The sequence below is a fragment of the Variovorax sp. S12S4 genome, from assembly GCF_023195515.1.
Lineage (GTDB): Bacteria > Pseudomonadota > Gammaproteobacteria > Burkholderiales > Burkholderiaceae_C > Variovorax.
The window spans coordinates 5,244,138-5,261,039 of record NZ_JALPKR020000002.1 but is presented as its reverse complement, the minus strand read 5'-3'; the positions used below and the strand labels follow the sequence as shown (position 1 = coordinate 5,261,039).

Genomic DNA, 16,902 nt, shown 5'->3' with positions numbered 1-16,902 from the left:
CTAGATGCGCCCCAGCGCCTGAACCTTCCACGCCAGCCAGAACTTGCGCACCGGCGTCAGGCTCACGCGTTGGTTCAGCACCTGGAAGTTGTCGCGCTCTATTTCGCGCAGCAGCGTGCGGTAGATGCTGGCCATCATGAGACCAGGCTTCTGGGCGCGGCGGTCCGCGGCGGGGAGGAGGGCGAGAGCTTCGTCGTACGCCGCATGCGCGCGCTCGGCCTGGAACTTCATCAGCTCGACAAAGCGCTCCGAATGCACGCGGTTGAGAATTTCGTGCGCCTTCACGTCGAACTTCTGCAGTTCGTTCACGGGCAGGTAGATGCGCCCGCGCAGCGCGTCTTCGCCCACGTCGCGAATGATGTTGGTGAGCTGCAGCGCCAGGCCGAGCTTGTGCGCATAGGCGGTGGTCTGCGGATCGGTCTGGCCGAAGATGCGTGCGGCCACCTCGCCGACCACGCCGGCCACCAGGTGGCAGTAGCGCGCCAGGCCCGGAAAGTCGAGGTACCGGGTCTGGTCGAGGTCCATCTGGCAGCCATCGATCACTTCGTTGAGCTGCCGCGGCTCGATGCCGTAGGCAGCGGCATGCGGCACCAGTGCCTGCATCACGGGGTGCCGCGGCGGGCCCGAGAAAGACTGCGCCACCTCGGTGCGCCACCAGGCGAGCTTTGTCGCGGCCACGCCGGGGTCGCTGACCTCGTCGACCACGTCGTCGATCTCGCGGCAGAACGCATAAAACGCCGTGATCGCGGCGCGGCGCGGCTTGGGCAGAAACAGGAAGGCGTAATAGAAACTGCTGCCCGAAGCGGCGGCCTTGTCTTGTACGTATTGCTCGGGAGTCATCGGGGGAGCGCTTTCATGGGCGGCAATTGTCTCCGCATCCGCAGGGCCCGCCAGACCAGCAGCGGGGCGTCGGTCTTGCCGATCTTGGGGCGCTGCGAAAAGGTGTCGAAGCCCAGGTCTTCGATCTTGTCGAGAATGCGGAGGCCGCCCTGCACGACGAAGCGCAGCTCCCAGCCGGCGCGGCCCGGCAGCCGGTGGACCAACGGTGCACCCTGTGTCATCAGTTCGCGCGCCCATGCGCTTTCGACGGCGATGAGGTTGATGGCTTCCTGAGGAGGTGGCGCATCGGCCTGGGGCGCAAAGACCTTGAAGCTCTCGCGCGTGAAGCCGCGCCGGACGCAATCGGTGAGCGGAAAGTAGAAGCGGCCGCGCGGCAGGTCCACGCGCGGGTCCTGCCAGAAATTGATGAGTTGCAGCGCGCTGCAGATGGCGTCGCTCTGCGCCAGCGCCTGCGCATCGTTTACGCCATACAGATGCAGCAGCAGGCGGCCGACGGGATTGGCGGAGCGGCGGCAGTAGTCGAGCAGCTCGGCGCGGTCGGCGTAGGTTCCGCCGTCGCGTGTTTTCTCGATGTCCTGGATGAAGGCGCTCAGCAGGTCGGCCAGCAAGTCTTCGGGCAATGCGAACTGCGCGATGCTGTAGGCGAGCGGGCCGAACACCTCGGGCCAGCGCGAGGAGGGCTGCACGCTGCCGAGCGCGGCGGCGCGGAGCTCTTCGCGGTAGGCGCGCAGGTCGGCCAGCCGCTCGCCGGGCGAAGCGTCGCCTTCGTCGGCGATGTCGTCGGCGGTCCGGGCGAAGTGGTAGATGGCGGCAATCGGCGCGCGCAGGTGCGGCGGGCACAGCCATGAGGCCACGGGAAAGTTTTCGTAGTGCGCCGGCGGGGCGGCAGTATGGGATGGTGCGGACACGCGGCGATTGTCCGCGACGACCGAGGCCGCGGACTATGCTCGTGATGTCGCCATCACCAAGTTCCTGCTTTCATGAATCCATCGGCACCGGCTCCCTCTGCCCCGACACCAGCGCCCGGCGAGGCGCCTCATCCGGCAGGCCCCGGCCTGATGATTGCCGCGCTGGGCGTGGTGTTCGGCGACATCGGCACTTCGCCGCTCTATGCCTTCAAGGAAACGCTGAACCCCGAGCACGGCGTGGCGTTCACGCCCGATGCGGTGCTGGGCCTGCTCTCGCTCATTTTCTGGGGGCTGATGTTCGTGGTGACGCTCAAGTACGTGGTGTTTGTGCTGCGCGCCGACCACGACGGCGAGGGCGGCATCCTCGCGCTGCAGGCGCTTGCGCGCAGCGCGACGGCGGGTCCCCGCGCCCGGCCATGGGTGTGGAACGCCATCGGGATCTTCGGCCTGCTGGGAGCGGCCATGTTCTATGGCGACACCCTGATCACACCGGCCATCTCGGTGCTGTCGGCGGTCGAGGGGCTGGAAGTGCAGGCGCCGGTTCTGCAGCGGGCGGTGATTCCGATCACCATCGTCATCCTGGTCGGACTCTTCGCGGTGCAGCGCAAGGGGACCGGCGCGGTGGGCAAGGTCTTCGGGCCCGTCATGCTGCTGTGGTTTCTGGTGCTCGCGCTCGCGGGGGCTGGCAGGTGCTGCAGAACCCGCAGGTGCTGGCGGCGCTTCACCCGGGGCGGGCCGTGGGCTTCCTGGTCGAGCATCGCGTCCAGTCGCTGGCGGTTCTGGGCGCCGTATTTCTTGCCTTCACAGGCGGCGAGGCGCTGTATGCGGACATGGGGCACTTCGGGGCCAGGCCGATCCGTCTCGCGTGGCTTTTCATTGCGCTGCCGGGCCTGGTGCTGAACTATTTCGGGCAGGGCGCGCTGGTGCTGGCAAACCCCGCGGCCGTCGACAACCCGTTCTTCCGGCTCTTTCCTTCATGGGGCGTGGTGCCGATGGTGGTGCTTGCTGCCATGGCGACAGTGATTGCCTCCCAGGCCGTCATCTCGGGCGCCTTTTCCCTCACGGCGCACGCCATGCGCATGGGCTACCTGCCGCGCATGCGGGTGGTGCAAACCTCGGGCTCCGCCATCGGCCAGATCTATGTGCCGACGGTCAACTGGCTGCTGATGGTGGGGGTGCTGTTGCTGGTGCTGGGCTTTCGCAGTTCGGGCGCGTTGTCGGCGGCCTACGGCATTGCGGTGTCGATCACGATGGTGACCACCACGCTCTTGGCCGGCATCGTGGCCTGGGGGCTATGGCGCTGGAACCGGGTGGCGGTTGTGCTTGGCGTTGTGGCTTTTGCGGCGGTCGACCTGACCTTCGTGGTGGCCAACAGCCTCAAGGTGGCCGAGGGCGGCTGGCTCACGCTGGCGGTGGCGGCCGGTGTGATGGTGCTTTTCACCACCTGGGCCAAGGGGCGCCGGCTGGGGCTGGAAGCCGCAGCGGCCGAAAGCCTGCCGCTCAAGCCGTTCTTCGAGTCGCTGGCGCTGCACATGCCGCATCGCGTGAGCGGCACGGCGGTGTTCCTGAATGCCGATGCGGCTTCGGTGCCGCACGCCTTGCTTCACAACCTCAAGCACAACCAGGTGCTGCACGAGCAGGTGATCGTGCTGCGGGTCTTGGCCTGCGACACGCCTCGCGTGGAGGCACGCATGCGCATCGAGGCTGAATCCCTGATGGAAGGCATCTGGGTGGTGACGGCGCGCCACGGCTTCATGGAGCGACCCGACGTGCCCGAATTCATCCGCATCCTCGCCTACCAGAAGGCATTGGCCATCGACTCGATGAAGACCTCCTATTTCGTTTCGCGCGCTTCGGTCGGAGAAGAAAACCTGCCGGGCATGAACCCGGTACGGCGCGCGCTTTTCGGTTGGCTGCAGCGCAACGCGGGCCGCGCGTCCGACTATTTCGAGATTCCGGGCAACCGGCTGGTGGAAATGGGGCAGCGAACCTAGGGCGAAGCTGGCCGGACTGTCACGCCGCGATTGACAGTGTTTAAGGTTTACCCTAGATTACTAACCGGTGGGTCAGTAATTGACCCGGTTCGACCTTTCTAGGGTGTCTCATGACCGCCTCTTCCGGCCTCTCTCCTCTTGCCCGCGGTGCCGCCTGGCTACTGCTTCCCGCCTTGTTCCTGGCCGGCTGTTCGCAGTCGAAGCCGGCCGAGGAACCTGTGCGCGCGGTCAAGCTGGTGACCGTCGGCACCAGCGACTTCGACGCCCAGCCCGAATTCTCGGCCGAGGTGCGGGCGCGTGTCGAATCGCGCTTGGGGTTTCGCGTGGCGGGCAAGATCATCAAGCGCCAGGCGGAACTGGGCCAGCACGTGCAGGCGGGGCAAGTGCTCGCGCAACTCGATCCGCAGGACTACAGGCTCGCAGCCGAAGCGGCGCGCGCCCAGTTGGCCGCGGCGCAGACCAACCGCGATCTCGCGGCGGCCGATCTCAAGCGCTATACCGAATTGCGGGCGCAGAACTTCATCAGCGGCGCCGAGCTCGAGCGCCGCGAGTCCACCTGGAAAGCCGCGCAGGCGCAGCTCGAGCAGGCGCAGGCGCAGCTTTCGTCTCAAGGTAACCAGGCGAGCTACACCACCTTGGTGGCCGACGTGGCCGGCGTCATCACCGCCATTGAAGCCGAGCCGGGCCAGGTGGTGCAGGCCGGCACGCCCGTCGTTCGCATCGCGCAGGACGGCGCCCGCGACGTGGTGTTTGCGGTGCCCGAAGACCGGGCCGCGCTGATCAAGCCCGGCTCGCCGGTCATGGTGCGCGGCTGGTCGGGCGGCAACGAGCTGCAGGGCCAGGTGCGTGAAGTGGCGGCCAGCGCCGACGCGGTGACGCGCACTTACTCGGTCAAGGTATCGATCGATGCGGCAACCTCGCCGGCGCTCGGCGCCACGGTCTATGCGCGTCCGCAGGCGTTGGCGCGTGCGGGCGGCGCGGTCATCAAGCTGCCGACCAGCGCGTTGCGCCAGGAGGGCAAGGGCACCGCGGTGTGGGTGCTGGACAAGGCAACGATGACGGTGCGCTCGCAGCCGGTGCAGGTTGCCACGGCCGACGGCAATGAGGCCGTGATCGGCGGCGGACTTGCTCCCGGCATGATGGTCGTCGCCGCGGGCGTGCATGTGCTTTCGCCGGGGCAGAAGGTCACCATCTACCAGTCGAAGGAGGCTGCAGCCGCGGCCGCCAACGCCAATACCAACGAATCGGCGAAGCCCGTCGAACCGGTTGCGGCCACGAAGAAGGAGATCGCTGCAGGTGCTTCCAAATGACGGAAGGCGCAGCAACCACCGACAAGCCCGCGGGCTTCAATCTCTCCAAATGGGCGCTGGACCACGCGCCGCTCACGCGCTACCTCATGGTGGTGCTGATGGTGCTGGGGGCCTTTGCCTACTTTGAGCTCGGACAGGACGAAGACCCGCCGTTCACCTTCCGCGCCATGGTGGTGCGCACCTACTGGCCCGGCGCCACGGCGCAGCAGGTGGCCGAGCAAGTCACCGACAAGCTCGAGCGCACGCTGCAGGAGGCACCCTACGCCGACAAGATCCGCAGCTACTCGAAGCCTGGCGAGTCGCAGATCATTTTCCAGATCAAGGATTCGTCCAAGGCCGCCGACGTGGCCAACGTCTGGTACACGGTGCGCAAGAAGATCGGCGACATGCGCAACACGCTGCCGCCGGGCGTGCAGGGCCCGTTCTTCAATGACGACTTCGGCGATGTGTATGGCGTGATCTACGCGCTGGAGAGCGAAGGCTTCAGCTACGCCGAGCTCAAGACCCTGGCCGACGAAGTGCGCCAGCAATTGCTGCGCGTGAAAGACGTTGCCAAAGTCGACCAGTTCGGCGTGCAAGACGAAAAGGTGTACGTCGAGATTTCGCAGAAGCGCGTGGCGCAGCTAGGACTCGACTTCAACGCCGTGCTCGCGCAGCTCGGTTCGCAAAACGCGGTGGAAAGCGCGGGCACGATCCAGTCGCCGCTCGACGTGGTGCAGGTGCGCGTGGCGGGGCAGTTCACCAGCGTGGAGCAACTGCGCGAAATGCCGATCCGCGGCAGCTCGGGCAACCAGCTGAAGCTCGGCGACATCGCCGAAATTCGCCGCGGTTATGTCGACCCGCCGGCCGTAAAGGTGCATCACCAGGGCAAGGAAGTCATTGCGCTGGGCGTCTCGATGACCAAGGGCGGCGACATCATCGCGCTGGGCGAGGCGTTGCGCGCCACCACCAAGCAGATCGACCAGCGCCTGCCGGCCGGCGTGAAGCTGGCGCAGGTGCAGGACCAGCCGGTGTCGGTGGCCAGCTCGGTCAATGAATTCGTCGGCGTGCTGATCGAGGCCGTGGCCATCGTGCTGGCCGTGAGCATCATCTCGCTCGGCCTGCACAAGGGCGGGCGCCTGGGCTGGTACATCGACATCCGCCCGGGGCTGGTGGTGGCCATCACCATTCCGCTGGTGCTGGCCGTCACGTTCCTGGCCATGAACTACTTCGGCATCGGGCTGCACAAGATATCGCTGGGGTCGCTGATCATTGCGCTGGGCCTCCTGGTGGACGACGCGATCATCGCGGTCGAGATGATGGTGCGGAAGATGGAAGAGGGCTACGACAAGGTGCGTGCCGCCACCTTTGCCTACGACGTCACCGCCAAGCCCATGCTCACCGGCACGCTCATCACCGCCGCGGGCTTCCTGCCCATCGGCATTGCCAAGTCGGTGACGGGTGAATACACCTTCGCCATCTTCGCGGTGACCGTCATTGCGCTGGTGCTGTCGTGGATCGTGTCGGTGTACTTCGTGCCTTACCTGGGCACGCTGCTGCTCAAGGTCAAGCCGCACGACCCGGATGCGCCGCCGCATGAGCTGTTCGACACCCGGTTCTACAACAGCTTTCGCCGCACGGTGAACTGGTGCGTGCAGCACCGCTGGCTGACCATCGGCGCCACGGTGCTGATCTTTGCGCTGGGCATCGTCGGCATGGGCAAGGTGCAGCAGCAGTTCTTCCCGGATTCGAGCCGGCCCGAGATCATGGTGGACATCTGGTTCCCGGAGGGCACCTCGTTCCCCGCGAACGAAGAGGTCGCCAAGCGCGTCGAGCAGCGCATCATGAAGGAAGAGGGCGTGAAGACGGTCAGCACCTGGATCGGCTCCGGCGTGCCGCGCTTCTACCTGCCGCTGGACCAGGTGTTTCCGCAGACCAACGTGTCGCAGCTCATTGTGCTGGCCAAGGACCTGAAGGTGCGCGAAAGCCTGCGCATCAAGCTGCCCGCGCTGCTGGCGGAGGAGTTTCCGGAAGTGCGCGGCCGCGTGAAGCTGCTGCCCAATGGGCCGCCGGTGCCGTATCCGGTGCAGTTCCGCGTGATCGGCACCGACCCCGCCCAGCTGCGCGCGCATGCCGACGAGGTGAAGGCCGTGCTGCGTGAGAACGCCAACATGCGCGGCGTGAACGACAACTGGAACGAGTCGGTCAAGGTGATTCGCCTTGAGGTCGACCAGGCCAAGGCGCGCGCGCTCGGCGTGACCAGCCAGGCAATTGCCCAGGCTTCCAAGACGATGTTCTCTGGCACCACGGTGGGCCAGTACCGCGAGAACGACCTGCTGATCGACATCGTGCTGCGCCAGTCGGCCGACGAGCGCGAGGCCATTTCGGACATCGGCAACGCCTATCTGCCTACGACGTCCGGGCGTTCGATTCCGCTCACGCAGATTGCCCGGCCGGTCTTCACCTGGGAGCCGGGCGTGATGTGGCGCGAGAACCGCGACTACGCCATTACGGTGCAGGGCGACGTGGTCGAAGGGCTGCAGGGCGCCACGGTCACCGAGCAGTTGCTCCCGCAACTGCGCAAGCTCGAAGCCGGCTGGCATGCAGCGGGCGAGGGCGCCTACCGCATCGAGGTGGCGGGCGCCGTGGAGGAAAGCAGCAAGGGCTCGGCTTCCATCGTGGCGGGCGTGCCGATCATGCTGTTCCTGGTGTTCACGCTGCTGATGCTGCAGCTGCACAGCTTCAGCCGCTCGCTGCTGGTGTTCATTACCGGTCCCATGGGCATCGCCGGCGTTGCCGGGGCGCTGCTGCTGCTGAACCGGCCGTTCGGCTTCGTCGCGCTGCTGGGTGTGATTGCGCTCATGGGCATGATCCAGCGCAACGCGGTGATCCTGATCGACCAGATCGAGAGCGACCGCGCGGCGGGCGTGCCCGCCTGGGACGCCATCGTCGAGTCGGCGGTGCGGCGCCTGCGCCCCATCGTGCTGACCGCGGCGGCGGCGGTGCTGGCGATGATTCCGCTCTCGCGAAGCGTGTTCTGGGGGCCGATGGCGGTTGCCATCATGGGCGGGCTGATCGTGGCCACCGTATTGACCCTGCTGGCGCTGCCGGCAATGTACGCCGCTGCATTCCGCGTCAAGCGGGAGCCGAAAGAGGGTCTGATTAGCGCTTAAAATACGCGGTTGACCGATTTCAGGCGGACGGTCTTTGGGCGGCGGGTATTCGATATCGACGATATCGAATGCCTGTGGCACCAAGGCCGTCCGCCTTTGCATTCACCTGAAAAATTTGGCAAGCGCGGGTGGCGAAATTGGTAGACGCACCAGGTTTAGGTCCTGACGTTCGCAAGAACGTGCCGGTTCGAGTCCGGCCCCGCGCACCAGCCACACCCCTCACAAGGAAGACACCATGACCGTGACCGTTGAAACTCTCGAGAAGCTCGAACGCAAGATCACGCTGACCCTGCCGGTCGGCACCATCCAGTCCGAAGTCGATTCGCGCCTCAAGAAGCTCGCGCGCACCGTCAAGATGGATGGCTTCCGTCCGGGCAAGGTGCCAATGAATGTCGTGGCCCAGCGCTACGGTTACTCGGTGCACTACGAAGTCATGAACGACAAGGTCGGTGAAGCCTTCTCGCAAGCCGCCAACGAGGCCAAGCTGCGCGTGGCCGGCCAGCCCCGCATCACCGAGAAGGAAGAGTCGCCCGAAGGCCAGCTCGCCTTCGACGCGGTGTTCGAGGTGTTCCCCGAAGTCAAGATCAAGGACCTGTCGGGCGCCGAAGTCGAGAAGCTCTCGGCCGAAGTGGGTGACGACGCCATCGACAAGACGCTCGACATCCTGCGCAAGCAGCGCCGCACCTTCGCGCAGCGCGCGCAAGACGCCGTCGCACAAGACAACGACCGCGTGACGGTCGACTTCGAAGGCAAGATCGACGGCGAGACCTTCCAGGGCGGCAAGGCCGAAGACTTCCAGTTCATCGTCGGCGAAGGCCAGATGCTGAAGGAATTCGAAGACGCCGTGCGCGGCATGAAGTCCGGCGACAGCCGCACCTTCCCGCTGTCGTTCCCGGCGGACTACCACGGCAAGGACGTGGCCGGCAAACAAGCCGACTTCATGGTCACCGTGAAGAAGATCGAGGCTTCGCACCTGCCTGAAGTCAACGAACAGCTCGCCAAGTCGCTCGGCATTGCCGAAGCCACGGTCGAAGGCCTGCGCGCCGACATCAAGAAGAACCTCGAGCGCGAAGTGAAATTCCGCCTGCTGGCCCGCAACAAGAACGCCGTGATGGACGCGCTGGTGGCCAACGCCGAGCTCGACCTGCCCAACGCCAGCGTGCAGTCCGAGGTGAACCGCATGATCGAAGGCGCCCGCGCCGAGCTCAAGCAGCGTGGCATCAAGGATGCCGACAAGGCGCCGATTCCCGAAGAAGTGTTCCGCCCGCAAGCCGAGCGCCGCGTGCGCCTGGGCCTGGTAGTGGCCGAACTGGTGCGTGCCAACAACCTGCAGGCCAAGCCCGAGCAGATCAAGGCCCACATCGACGAGCTGGCTGCCAGCTACGAAAAGCCGGCCGACGTCGTGCGCTGGTATTTCAGCGACAACAACCGCCTGGCCGAGGTCGAGGCAGTCGTCATCGAGAACAACGTGACTGAATTCGTGCTCAGCAAGGCCAAGGTCAACGAAAAGTCGGTTTCGTTCGACGAGTTGATGGCTCAGCAGCAAGGCTGAGCGCCGGCCTGCGCCGCCGCCCGCAACGCCAATGGGGCTTGTGCTTTACGGCACGAGCCCCATTTCACTCAGGCGTACAGTTAAATTCGAACAGCGAACGAACCCTTTTCCGGAGAGCAAATCAATGAGCGCACAGGATATTAAGGCCCTCGGCATGATCCCGATGGTCATCGAGCAGTCGGGTCGCGGCGAGCGGTCTTACGACATTTATTCGCGTCTCCTCAAGGAGCGCATCATTTTCCTGGTGGGCGAAGTGAACGACCAGACCGCCAATCTCGTGGTGGCGCAGCTGCTGTTCCTCGAGAGCGAGAATCCGGACAAGGACATTTCGTTCTATATCAATTCTCCGGGCGGCAGCGTGAGCGCCGGCATGGCCATTTACGACACCATGCAGTTCATCAAGCCCGACGTTTCCACGATGTGCATCGGCTTTGCGGCCAGCATGGGCGCCTTTTTGCTGGCGGCCGGCGAAAAGGGCAAGCGCTTCTCGCTGCCCAATTCGAAGATCATGATCCACCAGGTGCTCGGCGGCGCTCGCGGCCAGGCTACGGACATCGAAATTCATGCCCGCGACATCCTGCGCACCAAGGACCAGATGAACCGCATCCTGGCCGAGCGCACGGGCCAGCCGCTGGAAAAAGTCAAGTCGGACACCGAACGCGACTATTTCCTGACCGCCGACGAAGCCAAGGAATACGGCCTGGTCGACCAGGTCATTGCAAAGCGCAGCTGATCAACCAGCCCGCGCCGCGGCGCCGGTGGCGCCAAAAAGGCAAAGACGGCGTTTTCCCCACGGGAAACGCCGTTTTTGTTTAGTTATCATTGTCCTACCCCGTTAACGAGGCACCTGTCCATGGCCGAAAAAAAGGCTCTTCCAGCGAAAAAACGCTTTATTGCTCGTTCTGCGGCAAGAGCCAGCATGAGGTCAAAAAGCTGATCGCGGGCCCTTCGGTCTTCATTTGCGACGAGTGCATCGACCTTTGCAACGAAATCATCCGCGACGAGCTCCCGGCCGGTGAAGAGGCGCGCGAGGCGCGCAGCGACCTGCCCACGCCGCTGGAGATCAAGACCAACCTCGACAACTACGTGATCGGCCAAGAGCCGGCCAAGCGCATGCTGTCGGTGGCGGTCTACAACCACTACAAGCGCCTGCGCCACAAGGAAAAGGCCAAGGGCGAGGACGTCGAGCTCAGCAAGAGCAACATCCTGTTGATTGGCCCCACGGGCTCGGGCAAGACCCTGCTTGCGCAAACCCTGGCGCGCATGCTCGACGTGCCCTTTGTCATGGCCGACGCCACCACGCTCACGGAAGCGGGCTATGTGGGCGAAGACGTCGAGAACATCATCCAGAAGCTGCTGCAGAGCTGCAACTACGAGGTCGAGCGCGCCCAGCGCGGCATCGTCTACATCGACGAAATCGACAAGATCTCGCGCAAGTCTGACAACCCTTCGATCACGCGCGACGTGTCGGGCGAGGGCGTGCAGCAGGCGCTGCTGAAGCTCATCGAAGGCACCATGGCCAGCGTGCCGCCCCAGGGCGGACGCAAGCACCCGAACCAGGACTTCCTGCAGATCGACACGACCAACATCCTGTTCATCTGCGGCGGCGCGTTTGCCGGCCTCGAGAAGGTCATTGAAAACCGCACCGAGGCTTCGGGCATCGGCTTCGGCGCTTCGGTCAAGAGCAAGGCGCAGCGCAGCATCACCGAGGTGTTCCGCGAAGTCGAGCCCGAAGACCTGATCAAGTTCGGCCTGATTCCCGAGCTCGTCGGCCGTATGCCTGTGGTGGCGTCGCTTGCTGAGCTGAGCGAAGACGCCCTGGTGCAGATTCTGACGGAGCCCAAGAACGCGGTGGTCAAGCAGTTCACCAAGCTGCTGCAAATGGAAGGTGTCGACCTCGAGATCCGACCCGCGGCGCTGAAGGCCATTGCCCGCAAGGCGCTGGCGCGCAAGACCGGGGCACGGGGCTTGCGTTCGATCCTCGAACAGTCGCTCATCGACACCATGTTCGAGCTCCCGAATGCCACCAACGTCGACAAGGTTGTGGTCGAAGAATCCACAATTGATGAAAACAAGCCGCCGCTGCTCGTGTACCGAGAAGCGGCCAAGAAGGCTTGAGCGAGGCTTGAATGAACGCGGCGCCGGCTCTTTTCACCAAAGCTTCCGGCGCCTTCGACAAAGACCGGGTGCGCGGGCTTGAAATGCCCCAACACCCATCCATCTTTGCCTGATCAATCAAAGGATATTCATGTCCGGTCATACCCCCCTGCCTGCCGACGCGATCGACCTGCCGCTGCTGCCGCTGCGCGATGTCGTCGTGTTCCCCCACATGGTGATCCCGCTGTTCGTGGGGCGCCCCAAGAGCATCAAGGCGCTCGAGCTGGCCATGGAGGCCGAACGCCGCATCATGCTGGTGGCGCAGAAAGCCGCCGCCAAGGACGAGCCCTCGGTCGAGGACATGTTCGAGGTCGGCTGCGTCTCCACCATTTTGCAGATGCTCAAGCTGCCCGACGGCACCGTGAAGGTGCTGGTCGAGGGCCAGCAGCGTGCGCGCGTGAACCGCATCGACGACGGTGAAACCCACTTCACGGCCAACGTGACGCCCGTCGAGGCACCCGAGGGCGGCGAAAAGGGCACCGAGGTCGAGGCGCTGCGCCGTGCCGTGATGCAGCAGTTCGACCAGTACGTCAAGCTGAACAAGAAGATTCCGCCCGAGATCCTCACCTCGATCTCGAGCATCGACGATCCGGGCCGCCTGGCCGACACCATTGCGGCGCACCTGCCGCTCAAGCTTGACAACAAGCAGGCCGTGCTCGACCTGGACGACGTGAAGTCGCGCCTCGAAAACCTGTTCGGCCAGCTCGAACGCGAGGTCGACATCCTCAATGTCGACAAGAAGATCCGCGGGCGCGTGAAGCGCCAGATGGAAAAGAACCAGCGCGACTTCTACCTCAACGAGCAGGTCAAGGCGATCCAGAAGGAGCTCGGCGAAGGCGAAGAGGGCGCGGACATCGAGGAGATCGAGAAGAAGATCAAGCTCGCCAAGATGCCCAAGGACGCGCTGAAGAAGGCCGAGGGCGAGCTCAAGAAGCTCAAGCTCATGTCGCCCATGTCGGCCGAAGCGACCGTGGTGCGCAACTACATCGACGTACTGGTGGGCTTGCCGTGGAGCAAGAAGACCAAGATCAAGCACGACCTGGCCAATGCCGAGGCGGTGCTCAATGCCGACCACTACGGCCTCGAAAAGGTCAAGGACCGCATCCTTGAATATCTCGCGGTGCAGCAGCGTGTCGACAAGGTCAAGGCGCCCATCCTGTGCCTGGTGGGCCCTCCGGGTGTGGGCAAGACCTCGCTCGGGCAGTCGATCGCCAAGGCGACCGGCCGCAAGTACACCCGCATGGCGCTCGGCGGCATGCGCGACGAAGCCGAGATTCGCGGCCACCGCCGCACCTACATCGGCGCGCTGCCGGGCAAGGTGCTGCAGGGGCTGAGCAAGATCGGCACGCGCAACCCGCTGTTCCTGCTCGACGAGATCGACAAGCTGGGGACCGACTTCCGCGGCGACCCGTCGAGCGCATTGCTCGAAGTGCTCGACCCGGAACAGAACCACACCTTCGGCGACCACTACGTCGAGGTCGACTTCGACCTTTCCGACGTGATGTTCGTGGCTACGTCGAACTCGATGAACATCCCGCCGGCGCTGCTCGACCGGATGGAAGTCATTCGCCTCTCGGGCTACACCGAGGACGAGAAGACCAACATCGCGATCAAGTACCTGCTGCCCAAGCAGATGAAGAACAACGGCGTGAAGGAAGACGAGCTGCTCGTCACCGAAGAGGCCGTGCGCGACATCGTGCGCTACTACACGCGTGAAGCCGGTGTGCGTTCGCTGGAGCGCGAGCTCTCCAAGATCTGCCGCAAGGTGGTGAAGGGCCTCCTGCTCAAGCAGCTCACGCCCAAGGTCACGGTCGACGGTGCCAACCTCAACGACTTCCTCGGTGTGCGCAAGTACAGCTTCGGCCTGGCCGAGAAGCAGAACCAGGTCGGGCAGGTGGTCGGCCTCGCGTGGACCGAAGTCGGCGGCGACCTGCTCACCATCGAAGCCGTCACCATGCCCGGCAAGGGCGTGATCAGCCGCACGGGTTCGCTCGGCGACGTGATGAAGGAATCGGTCGAGGCCGCGCGCACCGTGGTGCGCAGCCGCTCGCGCCGCCTGGGCATCAAGGACGAGATCTTCGAGAAGCGCGACATCCACATCCACGTGCCCGACGGCGCAACGCCCAAGGACGGGCCGAGTGCGGGTGCCGCCATGACGACGGCCTTCGTCTCGGCGCTCACGGGCATTCCCGTGCGTGCGGACGTTGCCATGACCGGCGAGATCACGCTGCGAGGCGAGGTTACGGCCATCGGCGGGTTGAAGGAAAAGCTGCTGGCGGCATTGCGCGGCGGCATCAAGACCGTGCTCATTCCCGAAGAGAACGCGAAAGACCTGCAGGACATTCCCGAGAACGTGAAGAACGGCCTCGAGATCGTGCCTGTGAAGTGGATCGACAAGGTCCTGGAAATCGCGCTCGAGAAAATGCCGGAGCCGCTGTCCGACGAAGAAGTTGCGGCTTCCGCCGCTGCGGTGGCCGAGTTGGCCAAGCAGCGCGAAGCCCGGGCTTCAGAAGGTTCTGTCAAACATTGATCGGCAAAACTTGCCGGGCCCCGAAAAAGTGTTCTATAATTCGAGGCTCGAAACGCGGGAATAGCTCAGTTGGTAGAGCGCAACCTTGCCAAGGTTGAGGTCGAGAGTTCGAGACTCTTTTCCCGCTCCAGTTTTTGAAAAAGGGAAGCAATGCTTCCCTTTTTTTCGCGAGTTCGATTTCGTTTTTCAGCGTGGCGCGATAGCAAAGCGGTTATGCAACGGATTGCAAATCCGTCTAGCCCGGTTCGACTCCGGGTCGCGCCTCCACCTCTCTCTGATCAAGTTCGATCCACCCTCCACTGAAAATGAGCCCCGCCAACCTGCGTTGCCGGGGCTCGTTTTGTTTGGGTTATCGTCGATGTTCAACCCGAGGCCCGGATGGTGAAATTGGTAGACACATCGGACTTAAAATCCGCCGCTTCCTTAATCGGGGCATACGGGTTCGACCCCCGTTCCGGGCACCACATCTAGACAAGGGAGCACACAATGCCTCGTTACAACGCTCCATTTGAAATTCATGTGCACGGCGACGTGCCGCTGCGGTCCGACGTCAGCTTCGACCAGATCCAGGAAGCTCTCAAGCCGCTGTGGGCCTATGCGGGCGCCAAGTCGCTGGCAGACGGTGCCACCAGCACCTACGAGGAAGAACCCGGCATTCGTTTCGAGCAGAAGGACCACATGCTCCAGATGTGCTGGACGGTGCCGGGCGACGAAGACTTTCGCCAGGCGCTCGACGAAATGTGCATGGCGCTGAACGAGCTCTCGGAGCGCGGCGCGGCCATCGAGGTCACGTTCTACGACACCGACTTCGACGAAGAAGAGGGCGACCCCGAGGAAGAGTCTCGCGACGATTTCCTGATGCTGTTCGTCGGCCCCAATCCGGCCGCGATCATGCAGGTGCAGCGCGACCTGCTGGTCGAAGACGTCGTCAACCTCATGGAGCGCCACTTCGACGGCGCCGAGCTGGGCGGCGTGGTTTCCGAAATCGACCGTCTCTTCAGCGACCGCTTCGATGCGCTCGTGAACTCGCTCGAAATCGGCAAGCGCCCGCGCGGCACCGGCGGCAGTGGCAGCGGTGGCGGGCATGGCGGCGGCCGCCGTCCGCGCCACCTGCACTGACTGACTCCGCGAAACGCCCGGCGCCCTGATCGACAACGCCTCATGGCGCTGTTTCCGTCCTCAGCCCTGAACCCCGGCGTGCGCAAGCGCGAGGTGTTCGGCTGGGCGATGTACGACTTTGCGAACTCGGGCTACACCACGGTCGTCATCACGGCCGTGTTCGCCGCTTACTTCGTGGGTGGCATCGCCAAGGGCGCGCCTTGGGCGGCCTTCGCATGGACCGCGGCGCTCAGCATCTCCTATGCCATCGTCATGCTCTCGATGCCTGCCATCGGTGCCTGGGCCGACCGGCGAGCAGCCAAGAAGCGCGTGCTTGCCGTGGCAACGCTGGGCTGCGTGGTTGCGACCGCAGCGCTCGCGCTCACGCCGGGGTTTTCGGGCACCCAAGGCGTTGCCATTGCCATGGCGCTGGTGATCGTCTCGAACACCTTCTATTCGTACGGCGAGTCGCTGACCGGCGCCTTCCTGCCTGAACTCGCGACGGCCGAGGGAATGGGGAAGGTCAGCGGATGGGGCTGGGGCTTCGGCTATATCGGCGGAATGCTCGCGCTCGGCCTGTGCCTGGCCTATGTGCTTTCGGCCCAAGCCAAAGGCCTGCCGGCGTCGCATTTCGTTCCGGTCACCATGCTGATCACGGCGGCCATCTACGGCGCGGCAGCCTCGGCCACGTTTGCATTGCTGCCGGAGCGCGCGCAGCCCCAGGCGGCGACCAGGGCAGTTGGCACGTGGCAGCAACTGCGCGCAACCTTTCGCGAGGCTCGCGCGTACCGCGACTTCATGCAGTTGCTGATCTGCACGGTCTTCTACCAAGGCGGCGTGGCGGTGGCCATCACGCTGGCCGCCATCTACGCAGAGCAGGTCATCGGCTTTGTTGCGAGCGAGACCATGGTGCTGATCTTCGTACTCAACCTGGCGGCCGCGCTGGGCGCCTTCAGCTTGCAGGACCGCGTGGGCCACAAGATCTCGCTGGCCGCCACGCTGGTGGCGTGGATTGCCGTGTGCGTGATAGCGGCCATGGCTACCACCAAGGGCGCCTTCTGGTGGGCTGCAGCCATCGCGGGTCTCGCCATGGGCTCGAGCCAGTCGGCCGGACGCGCAATGACCGGCTACCTCGCGCCGCCGCAGCAGCTTGCCGAGTTCTTCGGGCTCTGGACCTTTGCCACGCGGCTGGCGAGCATCATCGGTCCGCTCATGTTCGGCGCCATTACTTGGGCCGCGGGCGGCAACCAGCGCATTGCCATTCTCTCGACCGCGGTGTTGTTCGTGGCGGGCTTGCTGCTGTTGCTGCCCATCGACATGGCGCGTGGCCGCACAGCCGCTCTGCGCAGCCGGTAGAGCCC

Annotated in this window: 10 protein-coding genes, 4 tRNA genes and 1 pseudogene; 13 read left to right on the top strand and 2 right to left on the bottom strand. The window is 64.5% G+C overall.

Going from position 1 to position 16,902, the window contains the following annotated elements:
* A complete protein-coding gene (gene hpnD, locus M0765_RS25780) occupies positions 1–840 on the bottom strand; it encodes a presqualene diphosphate synthase HpnD (RefSeq protein ID WP_258506869.1) in 840 nt (279 codons plus the stop codon).
* Positions 837–1,748 carry a squalene synthase HpnC gene (gene hpnC / locus M0765_RS25775; RefSeq protein WP_258506868.1) on the bottom strand — a complete coding sequence of 304 codons (912 nt, stop codon included), beginning with the start codon at positions 1,746–1,748 and terminating at the stop codon, positions 837–839. The genes hpnD and hpnC overlap by 4 nt, the downstream gene beginning before the upstream one ends.
* Positions 1,749–1,898: 150 nt before the next feature.
* Here hpnC and M0765_RS25770 point away from each other — a divergent pair.
* From M0765_RS25770 to M0765_RS25710, 13 genes and pseudogenes are all read left to right on the top strand, one after another.
* Positions 1,899–3,742: pseudogene (locus M0765_RS25770) on the top strand (potassium transporter Kup).
* 110 nt (positions 3,743–3,852) lie between these two features.
* Positions 3,853–5,052 (top strand): efflux RND transporter periplasmic adaptor subunit, encoded by a 1,200-nt coding sequence (locus tag M0765_RS25765; RefSeq protein ID WP_258506866.1) that lies wholly within the window; start codon positions 3,853–3,855, stop codon positions 5,050–5,052.
* A complete protein-coding gene (locus M0765_RS25760; RefSeq protein WP_258506864.1) occupies positions 5,049–8,204 on the top strand; it encodes an efflux RND transporter permease subunit in 3,156 nt (1,051 codons plus the stop codon). The genes M0765_RS25765 and M0765_RS25760 overlap by 4 nt, the downstream gene beginning before the upstream one ends.
* Positions 8,205–8,326: 122 nt before the next feature.
* Positions 8,327–8,413: transfer RNA gene (locus M0765_RS25755), tRNA-Leu, on the top strand.
* A gap of 26 nt (positions 8,414–8,439) precedes the next feature.
* Positions 8,440–9,756: a trigger factor gene (gene tig, locus M0765_RS25750; RefSeq protein ID WP_126749560.1), complete on the top strand. Its 1,317-nt coding sequence runs from the start codon at positions 8,440–8,442 to the stop codon at positions 9,754–9,756.
* A 124-nt stretch (positions 9,757–9,880) separates the two neighbouring features.
* Positions 9,881–10,489: an ATP-dependent Clp endopeptidase proteolytic subunit ClpP gene (gene clpP, locus M0765_RS25745; protein ID WP_126749561.1), complete on the top strand. Its 609-nt coding sequence runs from the start codon at positions 9,881–9,883 to the stop codon at positions 10,487–10,489.
* Between the two features lie 89 nt (positions 10,490–10,578).
* The gene (gene clpX / locus M0765_RS25740; RefSeq protein WP_258506862.1) at positions 10,579–11,874 is read left to right on the top strand and encodes an ATP-dependent Clp protease ATP-binding subunit ClpX; all 1,296 of its coding nucleotides are present in this window, start codon (positions 10,579–10,581) and stop codon (positions 11,872–11,874) included.
* Positions 11,875–12,004: 130 nt separating this feature from the next.
* Complete coding sequence (gene lon, locus M0765_RS25735) at positions 12,005–14,443, top strand: endopeptidase La (protein WP_258506861.1); 2,439 nt, start codon at positions 12,005–12,007, stop codon at positions 14,441–14,443.
* A gap of 54 nt (positions 14,444–14,497) precedes the next feature.
* Positions 14,498–14,573 (top strand) — tRNA-Gly (locus M0765_RS25730).
* A gap of 63 nt (positions 14,574–14,636) precedes the next feature.
* Positions 14,637–14,710: transfer RNA gene (locus tag M0765_RS25725), tRNA-Cys, on the top strand.
* Between the two features lie 105 nt (positions 14,711–14,815).
* A tRNA-Leu gene (locus M0765_RS25720) sits at positions 14,816–14,907 on the top strand.
* 22 nt (positions 14,908–14,929) lie between these two features.
* Complete coding sequence (locus M0765_RS25715; RefSeq protein WP_157614307.1) at positions 14,930–15,562, top strand: DUF6806 family protein; 633 nt, start codon at positions 14,930–14,932, stop codon at positions 15,560–15,562.
* A gap of 42 nt (positions 15,563–15,604) precedes the next feature.
* The gene (locus M0765_RS25710) at positions 15,605–16,897 is read left to right on the top strand and encodes an MFS transporter (RefSeq protein WP_258506858.1); all 1,293 of its coding nucleotides are present in this window, start codon (positions 15,605–15,607) and stop codon (positions 16,895–16,897) included.
* Positions 16,898–16,902 lie beyond the last annotated feature (5 nt).